Source organism: Amycolatopsis sp. NPDC031561, from assembly GCF_055580625.1.
Window position 1 is genome coordinate 190,640 of sequence record NZ_JBVILA010000013.1, and the last position, 16,267, is coordinate 206,906.

The window sequence follows — 16,267 nt, forward strand, 5'->3', positions numbered from 1 at the left end:
TCCCCTTCCCCCCCCCCCCCCCCTCCCCACCCCCCCCCCCCCCCCCCCCCTCCCCCCCCCCCCCCCACGGCCGCTCGACATCGGACGCGGCGAAGGACGCCTCACCCCATCGCCAGCCTCGCCCACGAACCCCCAACAAGCCTCAGCCGAGGCAGGCTCGGACGGCTTTGGTCAGGTTCGCCGCCCTCGGGTCGTCGGGTCGGAAGTTCCAGAGGTTGGTGACATAACCGAAGCCGACACCGGCGTCGGGATCCGCGAAGCCGATCGATCCGCCGGAACCCGGGTGCCCGAACGATCCCGGCCCGGTCATCGGCATCGGCGGGCAGGCCCGCCAGAACCCGAGCGACATGTTGAAGGAGCGGTCGGCCGGGATGTCCAGTCCCGGTGGCAGGCCGTGCATCGGTGTCCTGTCGGTCTGGACGGCGGTCATCTTCTTGACCGTCGCCCGATCGAGCAGCCGTACCCCGTCGACTGTGCTCACCGTGGCGGCGTACATCCGGGCCAGTGATCGTGCGTCGGTGAGCATGTTCGCGGCGGGGAACTCCGCCGCGCGCCAGGCGCGGGAGGAGAAGTAGTCGGTCGTGGGGTCCAGGGCGCCGCCCAGTTCACCGGCCCTGGCCTGCACGGAGCCCGGGGCCCACAGGGCGGTGACCCAGCGGGTGACGGTGTCCGCGTCGAGCCCGGTCACCTTGATCATCCCCGCGATCAGTTCTTCCAGGGTGAACGGCGCGGCGTTGTGGATCTTGGCCACCCGGTGCTCTTGTCTCTCCGGCAGCCCGATCCAGGCGCTGAGCCCGAGCGGGCGGGCGATTTCGTCGGCGAAGAACGTGCCCAGTGACTTGCCTGAGATCCGGCGCACGACTTCTCCGACCAGGAAACCGAAGGTGACGCTGTGGTAGACGTGCTCGGTTCCCGGTTTCCATAGCGGCTTCTGCGCTTCGAGCGCCCGGATGACCGGATGCCAGGCGCAGGCCTGCTCGAAGGTCAGCGGCCCGTCGACGAGCGGCAGGCCCGCCTGGTGCGACAGCAGCCAGCGCACCGTGATCCGCTCCTTGCCCGCGGCGCCGAACTCCGGCCAGTACCGGGCCACGGGGGCGTCCAGATCCAGTTCGCCGCGCTGTGCCAGCAGATGGGCGCAGATCGCGGTGGCGCCCTTCGTCGTGGACGCGACCTGGACGATGGTGTTCCCGCGCCACGGCCGGTGGGTATCGCGATCGGCGAGACCGCCCCACAGGTTGACGACCGGGCGGCCACCGACGTAGACGCTGCACGCCGCGCCGACTTCGCCGGGGTCGTCCTTGAAGTTCCGGCGGAAGACGTCGGCGACCTTCCCCCAGCCGTGCTCGACGTCGTCGCCACCATGACCGCTCTCCGCCGCGTTGCCGCGCCCCGCGAGGCCGGCGAGCGCACCGGCGGTGAGCGCTCCGGTCAGCACGGTCCTGCGCCGGACGTGCCCCTGCTCGGATGTTCCGTCCACCATGTCGCGTCCCCTCCTGGTGAAGCTCGGATGACTTGTCCGAGATCACGGTGGACGGGTGCGCTGACGCGGTGCTGACACCGCCCTGACACGGCCGCCTTTTGTCTTATCCCTCAGGAAGTCCTCGGGTGGTGACGACGCGTGCGCTGCCGTCGGCGAGGTGGTAGGAGAGTCCGGCGATGGCGGCTTCCCCGGCGTCGATCTTGTCGGCGAGCAGCCGGGAGCGGTCGGCCAGGAGGTCGACGGTGTTGCGGATGTGCTCGTCGATGATGTCGTCGTCGCCGGTGAGCCCGGCGGCGTGGGCGGCGAGGACGCTCGGGGTGACCCGCTCGATGACGTCGCGGACGAAACTGTTGGTGCCGAGCCCTTCGGTCAGCGCCGCGCGGGTCGCGGCCACGGCGCCGCAGGAGTCATGGCCCAGCACGACGACCAGGGGACAGCCGAGGACGCTGACGGCGTACTCGATGCTGCCCAGCACCTCCGTACCGGCCACGTGCCCGGCGGTGCGGACGACGAACAGGTCGCCCAGTCCGCGGTCGAAGATGATCTCGGCGGCCAGTCGCGAGTCCGAACAGCCGAAGAGAACGGCGAAGGGGCGCTGTACCGGGGCGGTTTCGGCCCGGCGGGTGGCGTCCTGGTTCGGGTGCTCCGGGGTGCCGGCGACGAACCGCCGGTTACCGGTGAGCAGAAGGTCGAAGGCCTCGGAGGGGGTCGGCGGCGCGTCGCTCATGAACCGGACATTACCGGCTGGGATCAAGATCAGCTGAGCGAGGCGGCCGACCCCGTACCGGCCGCGGGCACGCGGTGTGCGGTCCGGCGTCCGGGCAGGCTAGTTTTCCCGGATGAGTCTCCTCGATGACGTGGCCGAACGCGACGGCTGGCGGTGCTGGGTGTGCGACGAACCGGTCGACCCCGACATGTCGGTGAACGACGCTCGAGGACCCAGCGTCGACAGCAGGACCGCCGATCGGAAGGCCAAGATCGCCGAACGGCTCGCGCATCGCGGATGCAACACCCGCAAGGGCGCGGTCAAGGTGGTCATCGCCTGGCCGGACCGCCTGCACGTGGTCGAACCCGCGCCGTTGATCACCGTCGCCGGGAGGCTGGAGCGCAAGGGCGGCCGCGAGATGGTGGCCCGGTGCCCGACCGAGCAGGACGCCCGCGAGGCCGCGGACTGGCTGGTGGACCGGTTCTCGCGGCTGGTCCCCGGGCTGCCGGTGACCGCGGCCGTCGAGCCGGGTGGCGGGCAGTTCCTCGTCATCCTGGCCGCCGGGCGCCGCTGACCGCCGGTAACGCCCGAGCGGCCTGGGCCGCGATCCCGGGGATGCCGGAGGTGATGAACGGGCCACCGCCCGCGAAGTCCCCGACGACGGCCAGACGCGGATCGGCCGGGACGAGACCGCCGTCGGGATGCGAGGTGGCCAGGCCTGCCGCGAGCAGTGACGCGGTCAGGGGCTCAGCCGCCCGCGGTACGGCGTGCGGCGCCGGATTCACGGCGTTGACGACGACGTCCGCACTCGATGTCCCCGCGGCATCGTGCAACCTGAAACCCCCTTGTGCCGCTTGGATTTCCCGGATGCCCGCGGTGACGCTGAGCTGCCCGCCGTCCAGCAGCCGGAGCAGGATCTCCGCGTTCACCGGCACCATGGGCGAGACGAGACTGCTCGCCAGGCGGGATCGCCGCCACAGCAGGGCACGGTCGGCCTCCGGCAGCAACCGCCAGGCCAACGGGCCGACGGTATGCGCAGTCTCCTGCAGGACACGGCGTCCGATCGCGGGATCGTCCACAGTGGCCAGTTGGCGCCGCAGGCGCTCGGTGGGCGGTTCGGATCCGGCCGCGAGCAGATCGGCCAAGACGTCGTCGAAGTCCTCTCCGGCTTCCGCGAGTTCGGAACGCATCAGCCGGACGAGATCGTCGAGGGTGACCGTGCCGTTTTCGCGATGCAGTGCGGTCACCCGGTCCACGGTGACCTGCCGTGGGCGCCGGTCGAGCGGTCGCTGCCAGACGTGGGGGAGCAGGCCGGTGCGCGACACCAGTGTGATCGGGCCCGTGTGCCCGCGCGCCGCGAGCGACACGACGACGTCGACCGCCGTCAGGCCGCTGCCGACGACCGCCACCCGGCTCCGGGCCGGGATCCGGTCGAGAGTGCGCGCCAGCGGGTACGGATCGGCGACGAACCCGGCGGCCCCGCCGAGTCCGTAGTGGTCGTGCGGTGGCCCTCCGCCCACGCAAAGCGTCACCCGGTCGGCTTCGTGCGCTCGTCCGTCGTCGGTGCGCAGGACGAGCCGTTCGCCGGCGCGGGCGATCGCGGTGACGCGCCGTCCGATCACCCGGACCGTCACCCCGCGCTCACGCAGCGCGGCGATCGCCGCCTCGGCGGTGTGTTCCAGGTAGCCGCCGTAGAGCGCGCGGGGAACAAGCGGCTGTCCCAGGAGTTCATCAAGGTGGGAGGCGCCACGCTCGCCCAGCCAGGCGGCGTAGTGCCCGAAGTCCGCGTGGCGGATCGACATGAGGGCGGGTGGGGAGTTGACGAGCACGGTGTCCAGGTCCGGCCCGTACGGGCGGCCGCGCCACAACCGCGCGGACGGCTCGAAAACGGTGACGGTGGCGGGTCCGTCGGCGATGGCCGCCAGTGTGTCGAGCAGGGCGACCGTGGCCGCGCCCCCTCCGACGAGTGCGATGTCCATGCCCTTGAGCCTCGCCGTGGCGGGAGCCGTGCTCCATCCCGCGCCCGCGGCGGATTCGCCGGGCAAGACCCCCTCGAATGAGGGATGGGCCCGGAGCGGGGGAGCGGGCATCGTCACCGAGGCACCGATCAGCAGGAGGAAGGTCTCGTGAGCGATCCACGCCGTCATGCCGACGTCGTAGCGGCGGCCGAGCGCGCGGGCGGCGCGCTGGACCTGTTCACCCGCGCCTCGGCCAGGCTCCGGCGGCTCGTCCCGTTCGACGCGGCCGTGTGGACGGCGACCGACCCGGAAACCGGCTTGGTGACCGCGCCGATGCTGGTGGAGAACCTGGGCTCCGGCGAGGGATGCGGTGCGTACTGGGAGAGCGAGTTCCTGGAGGAGAACGTCCTGCCGTTCCGCGACCTCACCCGCGCGGCCGTCCCGGCGGCGGCGCTATGCGCGGCCACCGGTGGCGTGCCCGCGCGCAGTGCGCGATACCGGCGCCTGCTCGGGGCCCAGGGCGTGGACGACGAACTCCGTGCGGTGCTGCGCGTCGGCGACCGGCCGTGGGGGCTGGTCAGCCTGTTCCGCATGCACGGCGGCGCCGAGTTCGCGCCGGACGAGGTCGCCCTGCTCGCCGGGTTGTCCGAACCCCTCGCGGGACGGCTGCGCCGGTTCGCCCGTCCGTCCGGATCGGACGGTGGAGACGGCTCTTCCGCGCCGGGGCTGCTGCTCCTCGACCCGGATGGTGAGGCGACCTCGATCAACGAAGAGGCGCGGCGGTACCTCGCCCGGCTGCCTGACGGCCCGTCCGTTCCTTCGGCGCTGGGCCTGAGCTTGCCGATCTGGGTGGCGGGCGCCGCGCTGCAGGCACGGGCGATCGCGCTGGGCCGGGATCGCGGCAGCGCCCGGGTCCGGATCCGCACCGTCGACGGCGTGTGGCTGACCTGCCACGCCTCCTGCCTCACCGGTCTCGACGGGAGACCGGGGCCGGTGGCGCTGGTCATCGAACCCGCGGCCGCCGCCGACCTCACGGGCATCGTCGCCGAGTCGTACGGACTGACCCCGCGTGAACTCGAAGTCGCTCACCTCGTGGCGCGGGGCCTGCCCACCGCCGAGATCGCCGCGGCCCTGTTCCTCTCGCCCCACACCGTCCGCGACCACCTCAAGGCTCTCTTCGGCAAGACCGCGGTCTCCAGCCGTGTCGGGCTCGTCGCGCGGCTCTTCGCCGAACAGCACCGGCAGGCGACGACCTGACCGTGGTCAGCCGAAGCGGACTTCGGGGATCGCCGCCATCAGCCGCTCCCACTCGGGATACCTGGCGAGTTTGCCTTCGTAGACGGCGGTGATCCTCGCGGCCAGCTCCGGATCGGGGTCGTCGGAGACGGCGAGCCCGACGTGCAGTTTGCCGTAGTGCGGCAGGATTTCCGGATCTCCGGCCAGATGGACCGGGTCGTACATGTAGCGCTCGAAAGCGTCGAGATCGGCGAGGCCGAAGGAGTAGCCGTGGGTGTAGCCCTCGGCCGGGTCGCCGAGAAGCAGGCCGACCGTGGAGAACGACAGCGACTCCACCGCCGCGGTCCGGCGGATCAACGCCAGGGCCCGGGTCTTCTGTTCCTCGGTGCTCTCCTCGCGGAACGCGAAGCGCATGAACTGGACTATCAAGACTTCCTCCCGTAGATTGAACTCACGAGTTCAACGTAGTGAACAGGCAGGTTCAGGTGCAAGACCGGATTTCGAAGCGCGAGGGGATCTTGGCCGCGGCCTTCACGGTCTTCGCCCGCCGCGGCTACGCGCGGGCGTCCGTTCAGGAGATCGCGGACGAGGCGAAGGCCGCGAAACCCACCGTCTACAACCATTTCGGCGACAAGGAAACACTGTTCCGCGGTGCCATGGCGGCCGCCGCCGACAGCGTCGCCGCCGAGACGTTCGCCGCCATCGAACCGCTCCGCGACGCGGGTGCCGACGTCCGCGCGACCCTCGGCGTCGCGGCCACCGGGCTGCTGCGGATCTGCGCGGGCGAGCGTTCGCACGCGCTCCGGTCGCTGGCCTTCGCCGAACTGGCCACGTTCCCGGAGCTGGCGGTCGCCATGCAGGAACGCACGTCGGTACACCTGACCGAGGCGCTGGCCGACCGGTTCGCCCGTCTCGCCCTTTCCGGCGCGCTCCGCCCCTGCGACCCCGACACGGCGGCCGAACACTTCCTCGCCCTGCTGATCGGACCGCTGGAATCACGCTCACGTCTGGGCGCTCGCACGCTTCCGGAGAAAGAACTCGAGGGCATCGCGGAATCGGCCGTCGACACCTTCGTGCGCGCCTACGGGGTCTAGCCGGAACACCGTCTTTGTCCAAAAAGGACTCGCCAGTGCCGGATAGCTCACAGTCCAGCTGGTGAGACGGAAGTGTCAAGGCTGGGTGCGGCGGTTTTCTTTCTTTAGGGTCCCTGATCGTCACCCGATCAGCTGACCCCGAGTAGGTGCTGTGCCCGATCCCTTGCTGCTGCCCGAAGGCGTCCCGCCGACGGCGGCGCGTTCACTGCCGTCCGCGGTGTGGCACGCGGTCCGGTCCAGTGGCTGGACGCTCACCTGCGCGATCGTCGTGGTGCTGATCCTGGTCATGGCGGTGGCCGCGGACCTGCTCGTCCTGATCGAAGGACAGAGCCTGACCCCGGACATCGCCAACCTCGGGCCGACCGGGTTGCCCGCCGGATCCCTGGGCGGCGTCAGTGGATCCCATTGGTTCGGGGTGGAACCGCTGACCGGTATCGATCTGTTCGCCCTGGTTGCCCACGGTGCCAGGACGTCGTTGCTGGTCGGGCTCGGCGCGACGGCGCTGGCCACCGCCCTCGGCGTGGTGATCGGGGCGGGCGCGGGCTACCTCGGCGGCTGGTGGGACCGGGTGGTCACCTGGACCGCCGACGTGTTCCTGGGCTTCCCGTACCTGATCTTCATGATCGCGCTCGGCGCGATGGCGCCACCAGACTTCCCGCGTCAGCCCCTGCTGATCGTCGTCCTGGGCCTCTTCGGCTGGCCGCGGGTCGCGCGGATCGTCCGCGCGCAGACGCTTTCGCTGAGCGGCCGCGACTTCGTGTCGGCGGCCAAGGCGATGGGCGGGGGACCGTGGCACGTCTTCACCCGTGAGCTGCTGCCGAACCTGTGGGCGCCGGTCATCGTCGTGGCGAGCCTGTCGATCCCGTCGATGATCGGCAGCGAGGCGGCGCTTTCCTTCCTGGGGGTCGGTGTCCTGCCGCCGACCCCGAGCTGGGGCCGGACGATCAGCACCGCGATCGACTTCTTCGAGACCGATCCGCTGTACCTGGTGTTCCCGGGGCTGATGCTGTTCCTGGTCACCTTGGCGTTCAACGTCGTCGGCGACGCCGTGCGCGACACGCTCGACCCGCGGTCGGGAGGCCGGGACTGATGCGTGCCCTGCGCTTCGTGCTCGGCCGGTTCGCCGGCATGGTGCTCGTCCTGCTGATCGTCACCTTCGTGACGTTCGTGGTCTTCTACCTGCTGCCCGCCGACCCGTCCAGGATGGCGTGCGGTCGCCCCTGCTCCCCGGAAAGCCTCGCGCTGGCAAGGGAGTTCATGGGGTACGACGCGCCGTGGTACCGGCAGTTCGCCGAATTCCTCGGCGGCATCTTTGCCGGGCGGACGTTCGGCACCGGTGTCACCGCGATCCAGTGCGGTGCGCCGTGTTTCGGCTACGACTTCCAGAACAACGTCGAGGTGCTGACGGAGATCGGCGAACGGATCGAGGTGAGTTTCTCGGTCGCGCTCGGTGCCGCCGCCCTCTGGCTCGTCACCGGCGTCGGCCTCGGCGTGCTGTCGGCGTTGCGCCGGGGGAGCGCGGCCGACCGGATCACCATGGCGGTCGCGATGGCCGGGGTCTCCCTGCCCGCCTATCTCGCCGGGATGATCGGCATCACGGTCTTCGCGTTCGCGCTCGATGTGGTGCCCAAGAACGGCTACGTCCCGTTCGGCGAGGATCCGGTCCAATGGGCCTGGCATCTCGTCCTGCCCTGGCTGGTGCTGGCCTTCCTGCACGCCGCGATCTACGCGCGGCTGACGCGGAGCCAGATGCTGGAGACGCTCGGCGAGGACTTCATCCGCACCGCGCGGGCCAAGGGGCTCACCGAGCGGAAGGTCGTCGGCAAGCACGCGCTGCGCAACGTCCTCCTGCCCGTGGTGACCGTGTTCGGCGTCGACCTCGGCGCCCTGCTCGCCGGGACCGTGATCACCGAACGGATCTTCGGGATGGCCGGGGTCGGCAGGCTGCTGGTCGACGCCATCGCCGGAATGAACCTGCCCGTCCTGCTCGGCGTCACGTTGTTCTCGGCGGTGCTCGTGACGGTCGTGAACTTCCTGGTCGACCTGGCTTATGGCGCGCTCGATCCGCGAGCCCGCCTGATCTGAAGGGGAAACGATGAAACGCAAGCCTTTGCTGAAGGCGGTCGCGGGGGCGGTCGCCGTCACGACGGTGCTGACCGCCTGCGGCGCCAACGACAAACCGGCGCAGGCCGGGGGCGAGGTCAAACCCGGTGGCACCGTCCGGCTCCTGAACGACAGCGCCACCCAGCAGTACGACCCGGCCAAGAGCGGAAGCCTGGTGGTCACCGCGCTCGGCCTGGTGCACCGCAGGCTGACCTCGTGGAAGGTCGCCCCGGGGCAGGACACCACGATCGTCCCCGACCTCGCGACCGACACCGGCAGGCCGACCGAGGGCGGCAAGACGTGGACCTTCACCCTGAAGGACAACGTCAAGTACAACGACGGTTCGCCGATCAAGGCGCAGGACATCAAATGGGGGCTGGAGCGGACGTACGCCGCCGCGTTCTCCGGAGGCCTGACCTACCACAAGGACCTGCTGTCGCCGGGGCTCGCGTACAAGGGGCCGTTCGAGGGCGGCAAGGAGCTCGACTCGATCGAGACACCCGACGACAAGACCATCGTGTTCCACCTCGCCCGCCCCTACGGCGACTGGAACTGGATCGCGAGCACGCCCGCGTTTTCCCCGGTACCCAAGGGAAAGGGCGAGGAGGCGGACTACGGCAACCATCCGGTCGCGTCCGGGCCGTACGTACTGGAGAAGTACGAGCGCGGCAAGGAGGCGAGGCTCGTCCGGAACCCGCACTGGGACCGGGCGACCGACGACACCCGCAAGGCCAACCCGGACACCATCGTGTTCCAGCTCGGCCAGGACACCAGTGTCATCTCCAAGCGGCTGATCGACGACAGCGGTGACGACCAGAGCGCGTTCAGCATCCCGTTCGCCTCGCCCGCGCAGCTGGCCCAGATCCAGGCGAACCCTTCGGCGAAATCCCGGATCGTCACCTCGGAATCGGGAGCGCTCGCGTACCTCACGCTGAACACCCAGCGCGGCAAACTCGTCGATCCCAAGGTGCGCCAAGCCTTCCAGTACGCGGTGGACAAGGCGGCGTACCAGGTCGCCAGCGCGGGCAACGCCCAGCTCGCCGGGGACGTCGCGACCACGCTGATCACCCCGGGCCTGCAGGGGCGCGAACAGTTCGACCTGTACCCGGCACCGGCGAGCGGCGACCCGGAAAAGGCGAAGAAGCTGCTGGCCGAGGCAGGCCTGCCGAACGGCCTCGACGGCCTGGTCCTGGCCACCCGCAACGAGAACAGCTACCCGGAGAAGGCCGCCGCGATCCAGGCCGCGCTGGCGAGGGCGAACATCAAGATCACCATCAAGGCGCTCGACGAGGACACCTACACGTCCGAAGTGGACACCAAGGGGATCTCGGACTACGACCTGACGCTGACCTCGTGGCAGCCGGACATCCCGTCCGCCAACGCCAACATCCAGCCGCTGTTCCAGTCGACCGAGATCGGCAACGGCGGGGTCAACGAATCCCGGTACAACAACCCCGAGGTCGACCGGCTGATCACCGAGGCGCAGGCGACGCTGGATCCCGCCGAGGCGGGGAAGAAGTGGGCGGCACTGGACAAGAAGATCCTCGGTGACTCGCCGGTGGTCCCGCTGATCTACACCCGGAACTCGTTCCTGCACGGCTCGAAGTTCGGCAACGTCGTGATCGGCCGGTTCCCGGCGTACCCTGACTACCGCCAGTTCGGGTTGATCCAGTGACGGGGGCCTCGCCGTCCGGCGGACGGGCGGCGCCGGACGGCGAGGCCGCCCTCCTGGAGTTGCGCGACGTCAGTGTCTCTTTCGGGCGGACGAAGGCGGCGCGTTCGGTCTCCTGGTCGGTGTCGGCCGGTGAAGTCGTCGCGGTGGTCGGGGAATCCGGCTCCGGGAAGTCGGTCACCGCGTTGTCGCTGCTCGGGTTACTGCCGCCGGACGCGGACGTTTCCGGCCGGGCGCTGCTGTCCGGCCGCGATCTCTACACGCTGACGCCGGACGAGCTGCGCGCCGTCCGCGGCAACGAGATCGGCATGGTGTTCCAGGAACCGATGAGCGCGCTGAACCCGGTGTTCCCCGTCGGGGAGCAGCTGATCGAAGCGATCCGCACCCATCAGGACCTGACGCCGAAGGCCGCCCGGCGGCGGGCGATCGAACTGCTCGGCCTGGTGGGACTGCCCGCTCCCGAACAACGGTTCCGGTCGTATCCGCACGAGCTGTCCGGCGGTCAGCTGCAGCGGATCGTGATCGCGATGGCGGTCGCGAACGAGCCGGAACTGCTGATCGCCGACGAACCGACGACGGCTCTCGACGTCACCGTGCAGGCCGAGATCCTCGAACTGCTGCGGGATCTGCGCGACCGGCTCGGCACGGCGATCCTGCTGATCACCCACGACATGGGCGTGGTGGCCGACATCGCCGACCGCGTCGTGGTGATGTACGACGGCCAGGTCGTCGAACAGGACGGCGTGGAGGAGATCTTCACCGCCCCGCGCGAGGACTACACCCGGCGGCTGCTCGGGTCGGTGGTCTCGCTCGGCGTCGCGGCGACGGAGGGTGTCGAGCGGGTGCTCGCGGCGGAGCCGGTCCTGTCGACCGGCCATCACGCCGCGACCGACCATCCCGCCACCCGGTCGGTGCCGGACGTCCCGGCGGTGGCGCCCTTGCTGGTGGTGGAAGACCTGTCCGTCACCTATCGCGGCCGATTCCGGGCGATGGCGGTCCGGGCGGCGGACGGGGTGAGCCTGCACGTCGAACCCGGCGAGATCCTCGGTCTGGTGGGGGAGTCGGGGTCGGGGAAGAGCACCGTCGCCGGTGCCGTCACGGGCTTGATCCCGCCCACCTCGGGCACGGTCCGGATCGGCGGGGCCGACATCGCCCGCGCGAAGGGGAAGGCCGCCAAGGCGCTGCGCCGCCGGATCGGGGTGGTCTTCCAGGACCCGCTGTCCTCGCTCAACCCCCGGACGACCGTGGGCGACAGCGTGGCCACCCCGATCCGGCTGCACCGCACCCACCGCGGGTCCGAAGTGGACGATCGGGTCGCCGGACTCTTCGAGTCGGTGCGGCTTTCCCCCGATCTGCGCGGTCGCTATCCGCACCAGCTGTCCGGAGGCCAGCGCCAGCGGGTGTGCGTCGCCCGGGCGCTCGCCCTCGATCCGGACCTGCTGGTGGCGGACGAGCCGACCAGCGCGCTCGACGTCACCATCCAGGCCCGGATCCTCGAGCTCCTGCGGACCTTGCAGAGCGAACTCGGTTTCGCCTGCCTGTTCATCAGTCACGACCTCGCCGTCGTCGAGCAGCTCGCCGACCGGGTCGCGGTGATGCACCGCGGCCATGTCGTGGAGCAGGGGCCGACGAAGGAGGTGCTCACCGACCCGGTGCATCCGTACACCCACCGCCTGCTGTCGGCGGCGCCGGTCGCCGACCCCGCCGCACAACGGCGACGGCGCGAAGCCTGGCGGCGGCTGACGAGAGGATCTTGACGCGCCCACCCCAGCTGTCGGTGTTCCCAATGTCGCATCTGAGACGCTCAGCGACTCAAATGCGACATTGGGAACACCGGCCGGCCGCTTGACGACCAGGGTCAGAGGCCGTTCATGTACATGGCGTTTTCGGGGTACCGCTCGCCTTTCGTGATGCCGGCCGGGACCGCCGCGTCGAGCAGCGCCATGTCCTCGGGGCCGAGCCGCAGCGCGGCCGCCCGGAGGTTTTCCTCCAGCGCGCACTGGCGTTTGGTGCCTGGTATCGGCACGACATCGCCACCTTTGGCCAGCAGCCACGCCAGGCAAACCTGCGCCGGGGTCGCGTCGACCCGGGCGGCGATGACCCCGACCACGTCGACGGCGGCCTTGTTCGCGGAGAAGTTCTCGCGCTGGAAGCGAGGGTCTCTCCTGCGGTAGTCGTCCTCGGCGTACTCCTCGGCGGGTTTGGCGGTTCCGGTCAGGAAACTGCGGCCCAGCGGGGAATAGGCGACCAGTCCGATGCCCAGTTCGCGCAGGACGGGCAGTATCTCGGCCTCGATGTGCCGCTCCCACAAGGCGTACTCGGTCTGCAGGGCGGTCACGGGGGTGACCGCGTGCGCGCGGCGGATCGTGGCCGTCCCGGCTTCGGAGAGGCCGAAGTACCGGATCTTGCCCGCGGCCATCAGTTCGTTCGCGGCGCCCGCGACGTCCTCGATCGGCACCTTCGGATCGACCCGGTGCTGTGACAGCAGATCGATGTGGTCGGTGCGCAGCCGCGTGAGCATCGCGTCGACGGTACGACGGATGTGATCAGGCCTGCTGTTCAACTCGCCGCGGGTGCCGTCCGGCGCGTACTCCCAGCCGAACTTCGTGCAGACGAAGGCCTCGCCACGGCGGCCGCGCAACGCGGCGCCGAGCAGTTCTTCGTTGACGAACGGCCCGTAGACCTCTGCCGTGTCGAAGAAGGTGCAGCCGAGGTCGAGTGCCCGGTGGACGGTGGCGATCGATTCGGCGTCGTCAGCGGCACCGTAGGCCTGGCTCATCCCGAAGCACCCGAGCCCGAGCGCGGACACGACGGGACCGTCGATCCCCAGGATACGGGTGGGCAAGACATCGTTGTACGGCAACGGGGCCCCTTTCTGAGCTGGAGCACGGCCGAAGGTCGGGGTCCGGGATTCGTCGTGCGCTTGCGGAAGGAAATCCGGTTCTCTCCGGTGAGCCGTCACCGAAGCTTGGCCCCGTGGCGGACGACCGCGTCGAGGAAGTCACCACGGGAGAGTGCGACGGCGAGCGCTCCGATGTCATCGCTCAGATACCGGTCCCGGTCCAGCGTCGGGACCGTCGCCCGGACCTGGTCGTGGGTGACCCGGCCGAGCGGGCCGAGGCGTTCGTACCGGCCCGACACGTCGACGGCCTGTGCCGCGGCGAGCAGTTCCACCGCCAGGATCCAGTAGTTGTTCGCCAGTACCCGGCGGGCGTTCCTCGCCCCGATCAGTCCCATGCTGACCACGTCCTGGTTGTCGGCGTTGGCGGGCACGCTCTGGATGCTGGCGGGGCCGATCGTCCGGTTCTCGGCGACCAGCGCGCTCGCCGGGTACTGCGCCCCGGCGAGTCCGCTGTGCAGGCCGGGACTGCCGGCGATGAGGAACTCGGGCAGCCCGTCGTTGAGATGCCGGTTCAACAACCGATGCGTCCGGCGCTCGGAGAACACGCCGAGCTGGGTGAGCGCGATGGTGCAGTAGTCCATCGCGAAGGCGATCGGCTGACCGTGGAAATTCGCGCCGTGGAAGATGTCTTCTTCGCCGTCCCCGCCGAAGAAGAGGGGATTGTCGTTGGCGGAGTTGAGTTCGATCTCCAGGGTGGCCTCGGCCTGCCGGAGGGTGTCGCGGACGGCACCGAGCACCTGCGGCACCGCGCGCAGGGTGTACGCCTTCTGCAGGTAGACCTCGCCGTCGCCGTTCTTGGCCTGCCGGGAGAGTTCGGAGTGCTCGACGGCGAGTCCGGTGCCGTTCAACAACAGGCGCAGGTTCGCGGCGGTGTCGATTTGACCCCGGTGGGGACGGGCCCGCTCGTGCCCACCGGCGAGGAACGGGCTCGTCGAGCCGCGCAGCACCTCCACGACCAGCGCGGAGATGATCTCGGCCTGCCGTACCTGGTCCAGCGCGCGGCCGACCACCAGCGCGCCGAGCCCTGTCATCGCCGACGTGCCGTTGATCAGCGCGAGGCCTTCCTTGGCCCGCAGTTCGAGCGGCTCGATCCCGTGCCGTTCGAGCACCGGGCCGGTCGGTGTCCGCTCACCGCCTTCGAGGACGTACCCCTCGCCGATCAGGGTTCCGGCGATATGCGAAAGCGGTGCCAGGTCCCCGCTGGCTCCGAGCGACCCGATCTCCGGCACGGCCGGGACGATGTCCAGGTTCAGATACGACGCCAGCCGCTCCAGGACGACCGGGCGCACGGCCGAGTAGCCCTTGGCGAGCGCGTTGATCCTGGCCGTGATCATCGCCCGGACCTCGTCCGCGGCGAACAGCGGGCCGACACCGGCGCTGTGGCTGCGGACGAGGTTCGTCTGCAGGGCCACCTCGTCGCCCGCCCCGACCGGGTGATGCACCAGTTCGCCGTACCCGGTGGTGACGCCGTAGACCGGAACGCCCCGGCTCACCAGTCGCTCGAACGACTTCCGGTTCTCGTCGACGGCGGCCAGGGCGGCCGGGGCCACCACGCACGGCACCTTGTCCTCGGCGATCCGGCGGACGGCGGCGAGGTCCAGGGCGCCGCCGTCGAGTTCGACCGGCTGGTGTCTCCTCGTCGTCACGACTGCACTCCCGCCTCGATCGGTGTCCCGGAACGGCCGAGCAGCCAGCTCAGCACCGCCGTCGCCACGGCGAGCAGCGCGAGCACCCCGCAGGTGACGACGAACGCGTCGCCGAAACCGTCGGCGGGAATCGACGCCGTGTCCTGCGGACTGTGTCCCAGCGCGACGCGGTAGACCGTGCCGATACCGGCGATCCCGAGCGCCATCGCGGCCTGCGTGACGGTGTTCAGCACGCCCGAACCCGATCCGGTCAGATCGGCGGGCACCTGGGCCATGGCGATGCCGATCAACGGCGAGACCACCAGCCCCTGCCCGATTCCGGACAGTCCGATGGTGGCCGCGAGCAGGACCGCCTGGGTGTCGGCGCCCGCCTGCACGATGAACGGCATCGGCAGGAAGCTCACGGTCATCAGCAGCGCGCCGGTGATCAGCACGCGGGTGCCGTAGCGCTCGGTCAGCCGTCGTCCGGCGGACGAGGCCACCGCGAACCCGACGCCCAGCGGCACGAACACCACACCGGTGCCCAGCGGGTCCAGGTGCAGCGCTGACTGGAGGTAGTAGGTCAGCACCAGGAAGTAGCCCGCGTTGCCGGCGAAGAACACCGTCACCGTGGCCATGCTGGTCGGGAAGCCGCGCCCCCGCAGGACGCGGGCGGGCAGCAGCGGATCACCGCCGCGCGCGGCCAGTCTGTTCTCGTACCGGAACAGGCCGGCCACGAGCAGCGCGGTGGCGGCGAAGCTGAACCAGATCCACAGTGGCCAGCCGTGTTCCGGGCCGAGCGACAATGGGATCAGCAGCGCGGGCAGCACGGCCGCGGTGAGCACCGTCCCCACCATGTCCAGCGGCGCGGTGACCTCGCTCCGGCTCTCCCGGACCGTCGGCGGCGCGGCCAGCAGGATGAGCAGCCCGATCGGCACGTTGATCAGGAAGATCGTCCGCCATTCCAGCCCGGCGACGTCCACTTCGAGGAGCAGCCCGCCGCCGATCAACCCGGCGACGACCCCGAGCCCGATCACCGACCCGTAGGCGCCGATCGCGCGCTGCCGGTCCCGCACCCGGGGGAAGGTGCCCTGGATGATCGACAGCACCTGCGGCATCAGGACGGCCGCCGCGGCGCCCTGCACGACCCGCGCCACGATCAGGAGATTCGCCGTGGGGCACAGCGCGCACAGCAGCGAGGCGACGGTGAAGGCCGCGACGCCGTACTGGAACACCTTCTTGCGGCCGAACCGGTCGCCGAGCTTGCCGCCGGTCACCATGCCCGCCGCGTAGGCGATCACGTAGCCGTCGATGACGAACTGGATCTGGCCGAAACTGGCGCCCAGATCCACTTGGATCGACGGGCTGGCCACGTTCACGATGAACATGTCGATCTGGCCCATGAACGTGGCCAGCAGGACCACCCCGATCCCGGCCCAGTCACGAGGACTCGGCCTGGTCGAGGGTGTTGTGTCCGCAACGACAACCATT

General features: G+C 70.3%; 14 protein-coding genes. 7 read left to right on the forward strand and 7 right to left on the reverse strand.

The genetic code is table 11. The features are described from left to right. Window positions 1-142: 142 nt before the first annotated feature. Both ACZ5IK_RS25200 and ACZ5IK_RS25205 read right to left on the reverse strand, forming a co-directional pair. Complete coding sequence (locus ACZ5IK_RS25200; protein ID WP_465489907.1) at window positions 143-1,480, reverse strand: serine hydrolase domain-containing protein; 1,338 nt, start codon at window positions 1,478-1,480, stop codon at window positions 143-145. 103 nt (window positions 1,481-1,583) lie between these two features. Beyond that, a complete protein-coding gene (locus ACZ5IK_RS25205; RefSeq protein WP_101607097.1) occupies window positions 1,584-2,207 on the reverse strand; it encodes a carbonic anhydrase in 624 nt (207 codons plus the stop codon). Between the two features lie 112 nt (window positions 2,208-2,319). Between ACZ5IK_RS25205 and ACZ5IK_RS25210 the strand changes: the two genes are divergently transcribed. Next, window positions 2,320-2,760, forward strand: coding sequence for a hypothetical protein (locus tag ACZ5IK_RS25210; RefSeq protein ID WP_101607098.1), 441 nt, complete (start codon window positions 2,320-2,322; stop codon window positions 2,758-2,760). Here the strand turns inward: ACZ5IK_RS25210 and ACZ5IK_RS25215 are convergent. Further along, window positions 2,735-4,333, reverse strand: coding sequence for an FAD/NAD(P)-binding protein (locus ACZ5IK_RS25215; protein ID WP_465489908.1), 1,599 nt, complete (start codon window positions 4,331-4,333; stop codon window positions 2,735-2,737). The genes ACZ5IK_RS25210 and ACZ5IK_RS25215 overlap by 26 nt on opposite strands. Between ACZ5IK_RS25215 and ACZ5IK_RS25220 the strand changes: the two genes are divergently transcribed. After that, the gene (locus tag ACZ5IK_RS25220; protein WP_465489909.1) at window positions 4,313-5,401 is read left to right on the forward strand and encodes a helix-turn-helix transcriptional regulator; all 1,089 of its coding nucleotides are present in this window, start codon (window positions 4,313-4,315) and stop codon (window positions 5,399-5,401) included. The two genes, ACZ5IK_RS25215 and ACZ5IK_RS25220, sit on opposite strands and share 21 nt — an antisense overlap. A 6-nt stretch (window positions 5,402-5,407) precedes the next feature. Here ACZ5IK_RS25220 and ACZ5IK_RS25225 read toward each other — a convergent pair whose 3' ends face one another. After that, window positions 5,408-5,794 carry a Dabb family protein gene (locus ACZ5IK_RS25225; RefSeq protein WP_465489910.1) on the reverse strand — a complete coding sequence of 129 codons (387 nt, stop codon included), beginning with the start codon at window positions 5,792-5,794 and terminating at the stop codon, window positions 5,408-5,410. Between the two features lie 71 nt (window positions 5,795-5,865). On the opposite strand from ACZ5IK_RS25225, the gene ACZ5IK_RS25230 reads away from it, so the two are divergent. The 5 genes from ACZ5IK_RS25230 (at window position 5,866) to ACZ5IK_RS25250 (ending at window position 12,006) form a co-directional block, all read left to right on the forward strand. Further along, window positions 5,866-6,474, forward strand: a complete 609-nt coding sequence (locus ACZ5IK_RS25230) for a TetR/AcrR family transcriptional regulator (RefSeq protein WP_465489911.1) — start codon at window positions 5,866-5,868, stop codon at window positions 6,472-6,474. Between the two features lie 151 nt (window positions 6,475-6,625). Further along, window positions 6,626-7,564 (forward strand): ABC transporter permease, encoded by a 939-nt coding sequence (locus ACZ5IK_RS25235; RefSeq protein WP_465489912.1) that lies wholly within the window; start codon window positions 6,626-6,628, stop codon window positions 7,562-7,564. After that, window positions 7,564-8,559: an ABC transporter permease gene (locus ACZ5IK_RS25240; protein ID WP_465489913.1), complete on the forward strand. Its 996-nt coding sequence runs from the start codon at window positions 7,564-7,566 to the stop codon at window positions 8,557-8,559. The genes ACZ5IK_RS25235 and ACZ5IK_RS25240 overlap by 1 nt, the downstream gene beginning before the upstream one ends. Before the next feature lie 10 nt (window positions 8,560-8,569). Continuing rightward, a complete protein-coding gene (locus ACZ5IK_RS25245; protein ID WP_410598260.1) occupies window positions 8,570-10,252 on the forward strand; it encodes an ABC transporter substrate-binding protein in 1,683 nt (560 codons plus the stop codon). Beyond that, window positions 10,249-12,006: an ABC transporter ATP-binding protein gene (locus ACZ5IK_RS25250; RefSeq protein ID WP_465489914.1), complete on the forward strand. Its 1,758-nt coding sequence runs from the start codon at window positions 10,249-10,251 to the stop codon at window positions 12,004-12,006. The genes ACZ5IK_RS25245 and ACZ5IK_RS25250 overlap by 4 nt, the downstream gene beginning before the upstream one ends. Before the next feature lie 101 nt (window positions 12,007-12,107). On the opposite strand, the gene ACZ5IK_RS25255 is transcribed toward ACZ5IK_RS25250, so the two are convergent. The 3 genes from ACZ5IK_RS25255 to ACZ5IK_RS25265 all read right to left on the reverse strand — a co-directional run bounded on the left by ACZ5IK_RS25255 (window position 12,108) and on the right by ACZ5IK_RS25265 (window position 16,266). Continuing rightward, the gene (locus ACZ5IK_RS25255; RefSeq protein ID WP_465489915.1) at window positions 12,108-13,094 is read right to left on the reverse strand and encodes an aldo/keto reductase; all 987 of its coding nucleotides are present in this window, start codon (window positions 13,092-13,094) and stop codon (window positions 12,108-12,110) included. Between the two features lie 113 nt (window positions 13,095-13,207). After that, window positions 13,208-14,797 (reverse strand): tyrosine 2,3-aminomutase, encoded by a 1,590-nt coding sequence (cmdF, locus tag ACZ5IK_RS25260; protein WP_465489916.1) that lies wholly within the window; start codon window positions 14,795-14,797, stop codon window positions 13,208-13,210. Then, a complete protein-coding gene (locus ACZ5IK_RS25265; RefSeq protein WP_465489917.1) occupies window positions 14,794-16,266 on the reverse strand; it encodes an MFS transporter in 1,473 nt (490 codons plus the stop codon). Before ACZ5IK_RS25265 ends, cmdF begins: the two co-directional genes overlap by 4 nt. Window position 16,267 lies beyond the last annotated feature (1 nt).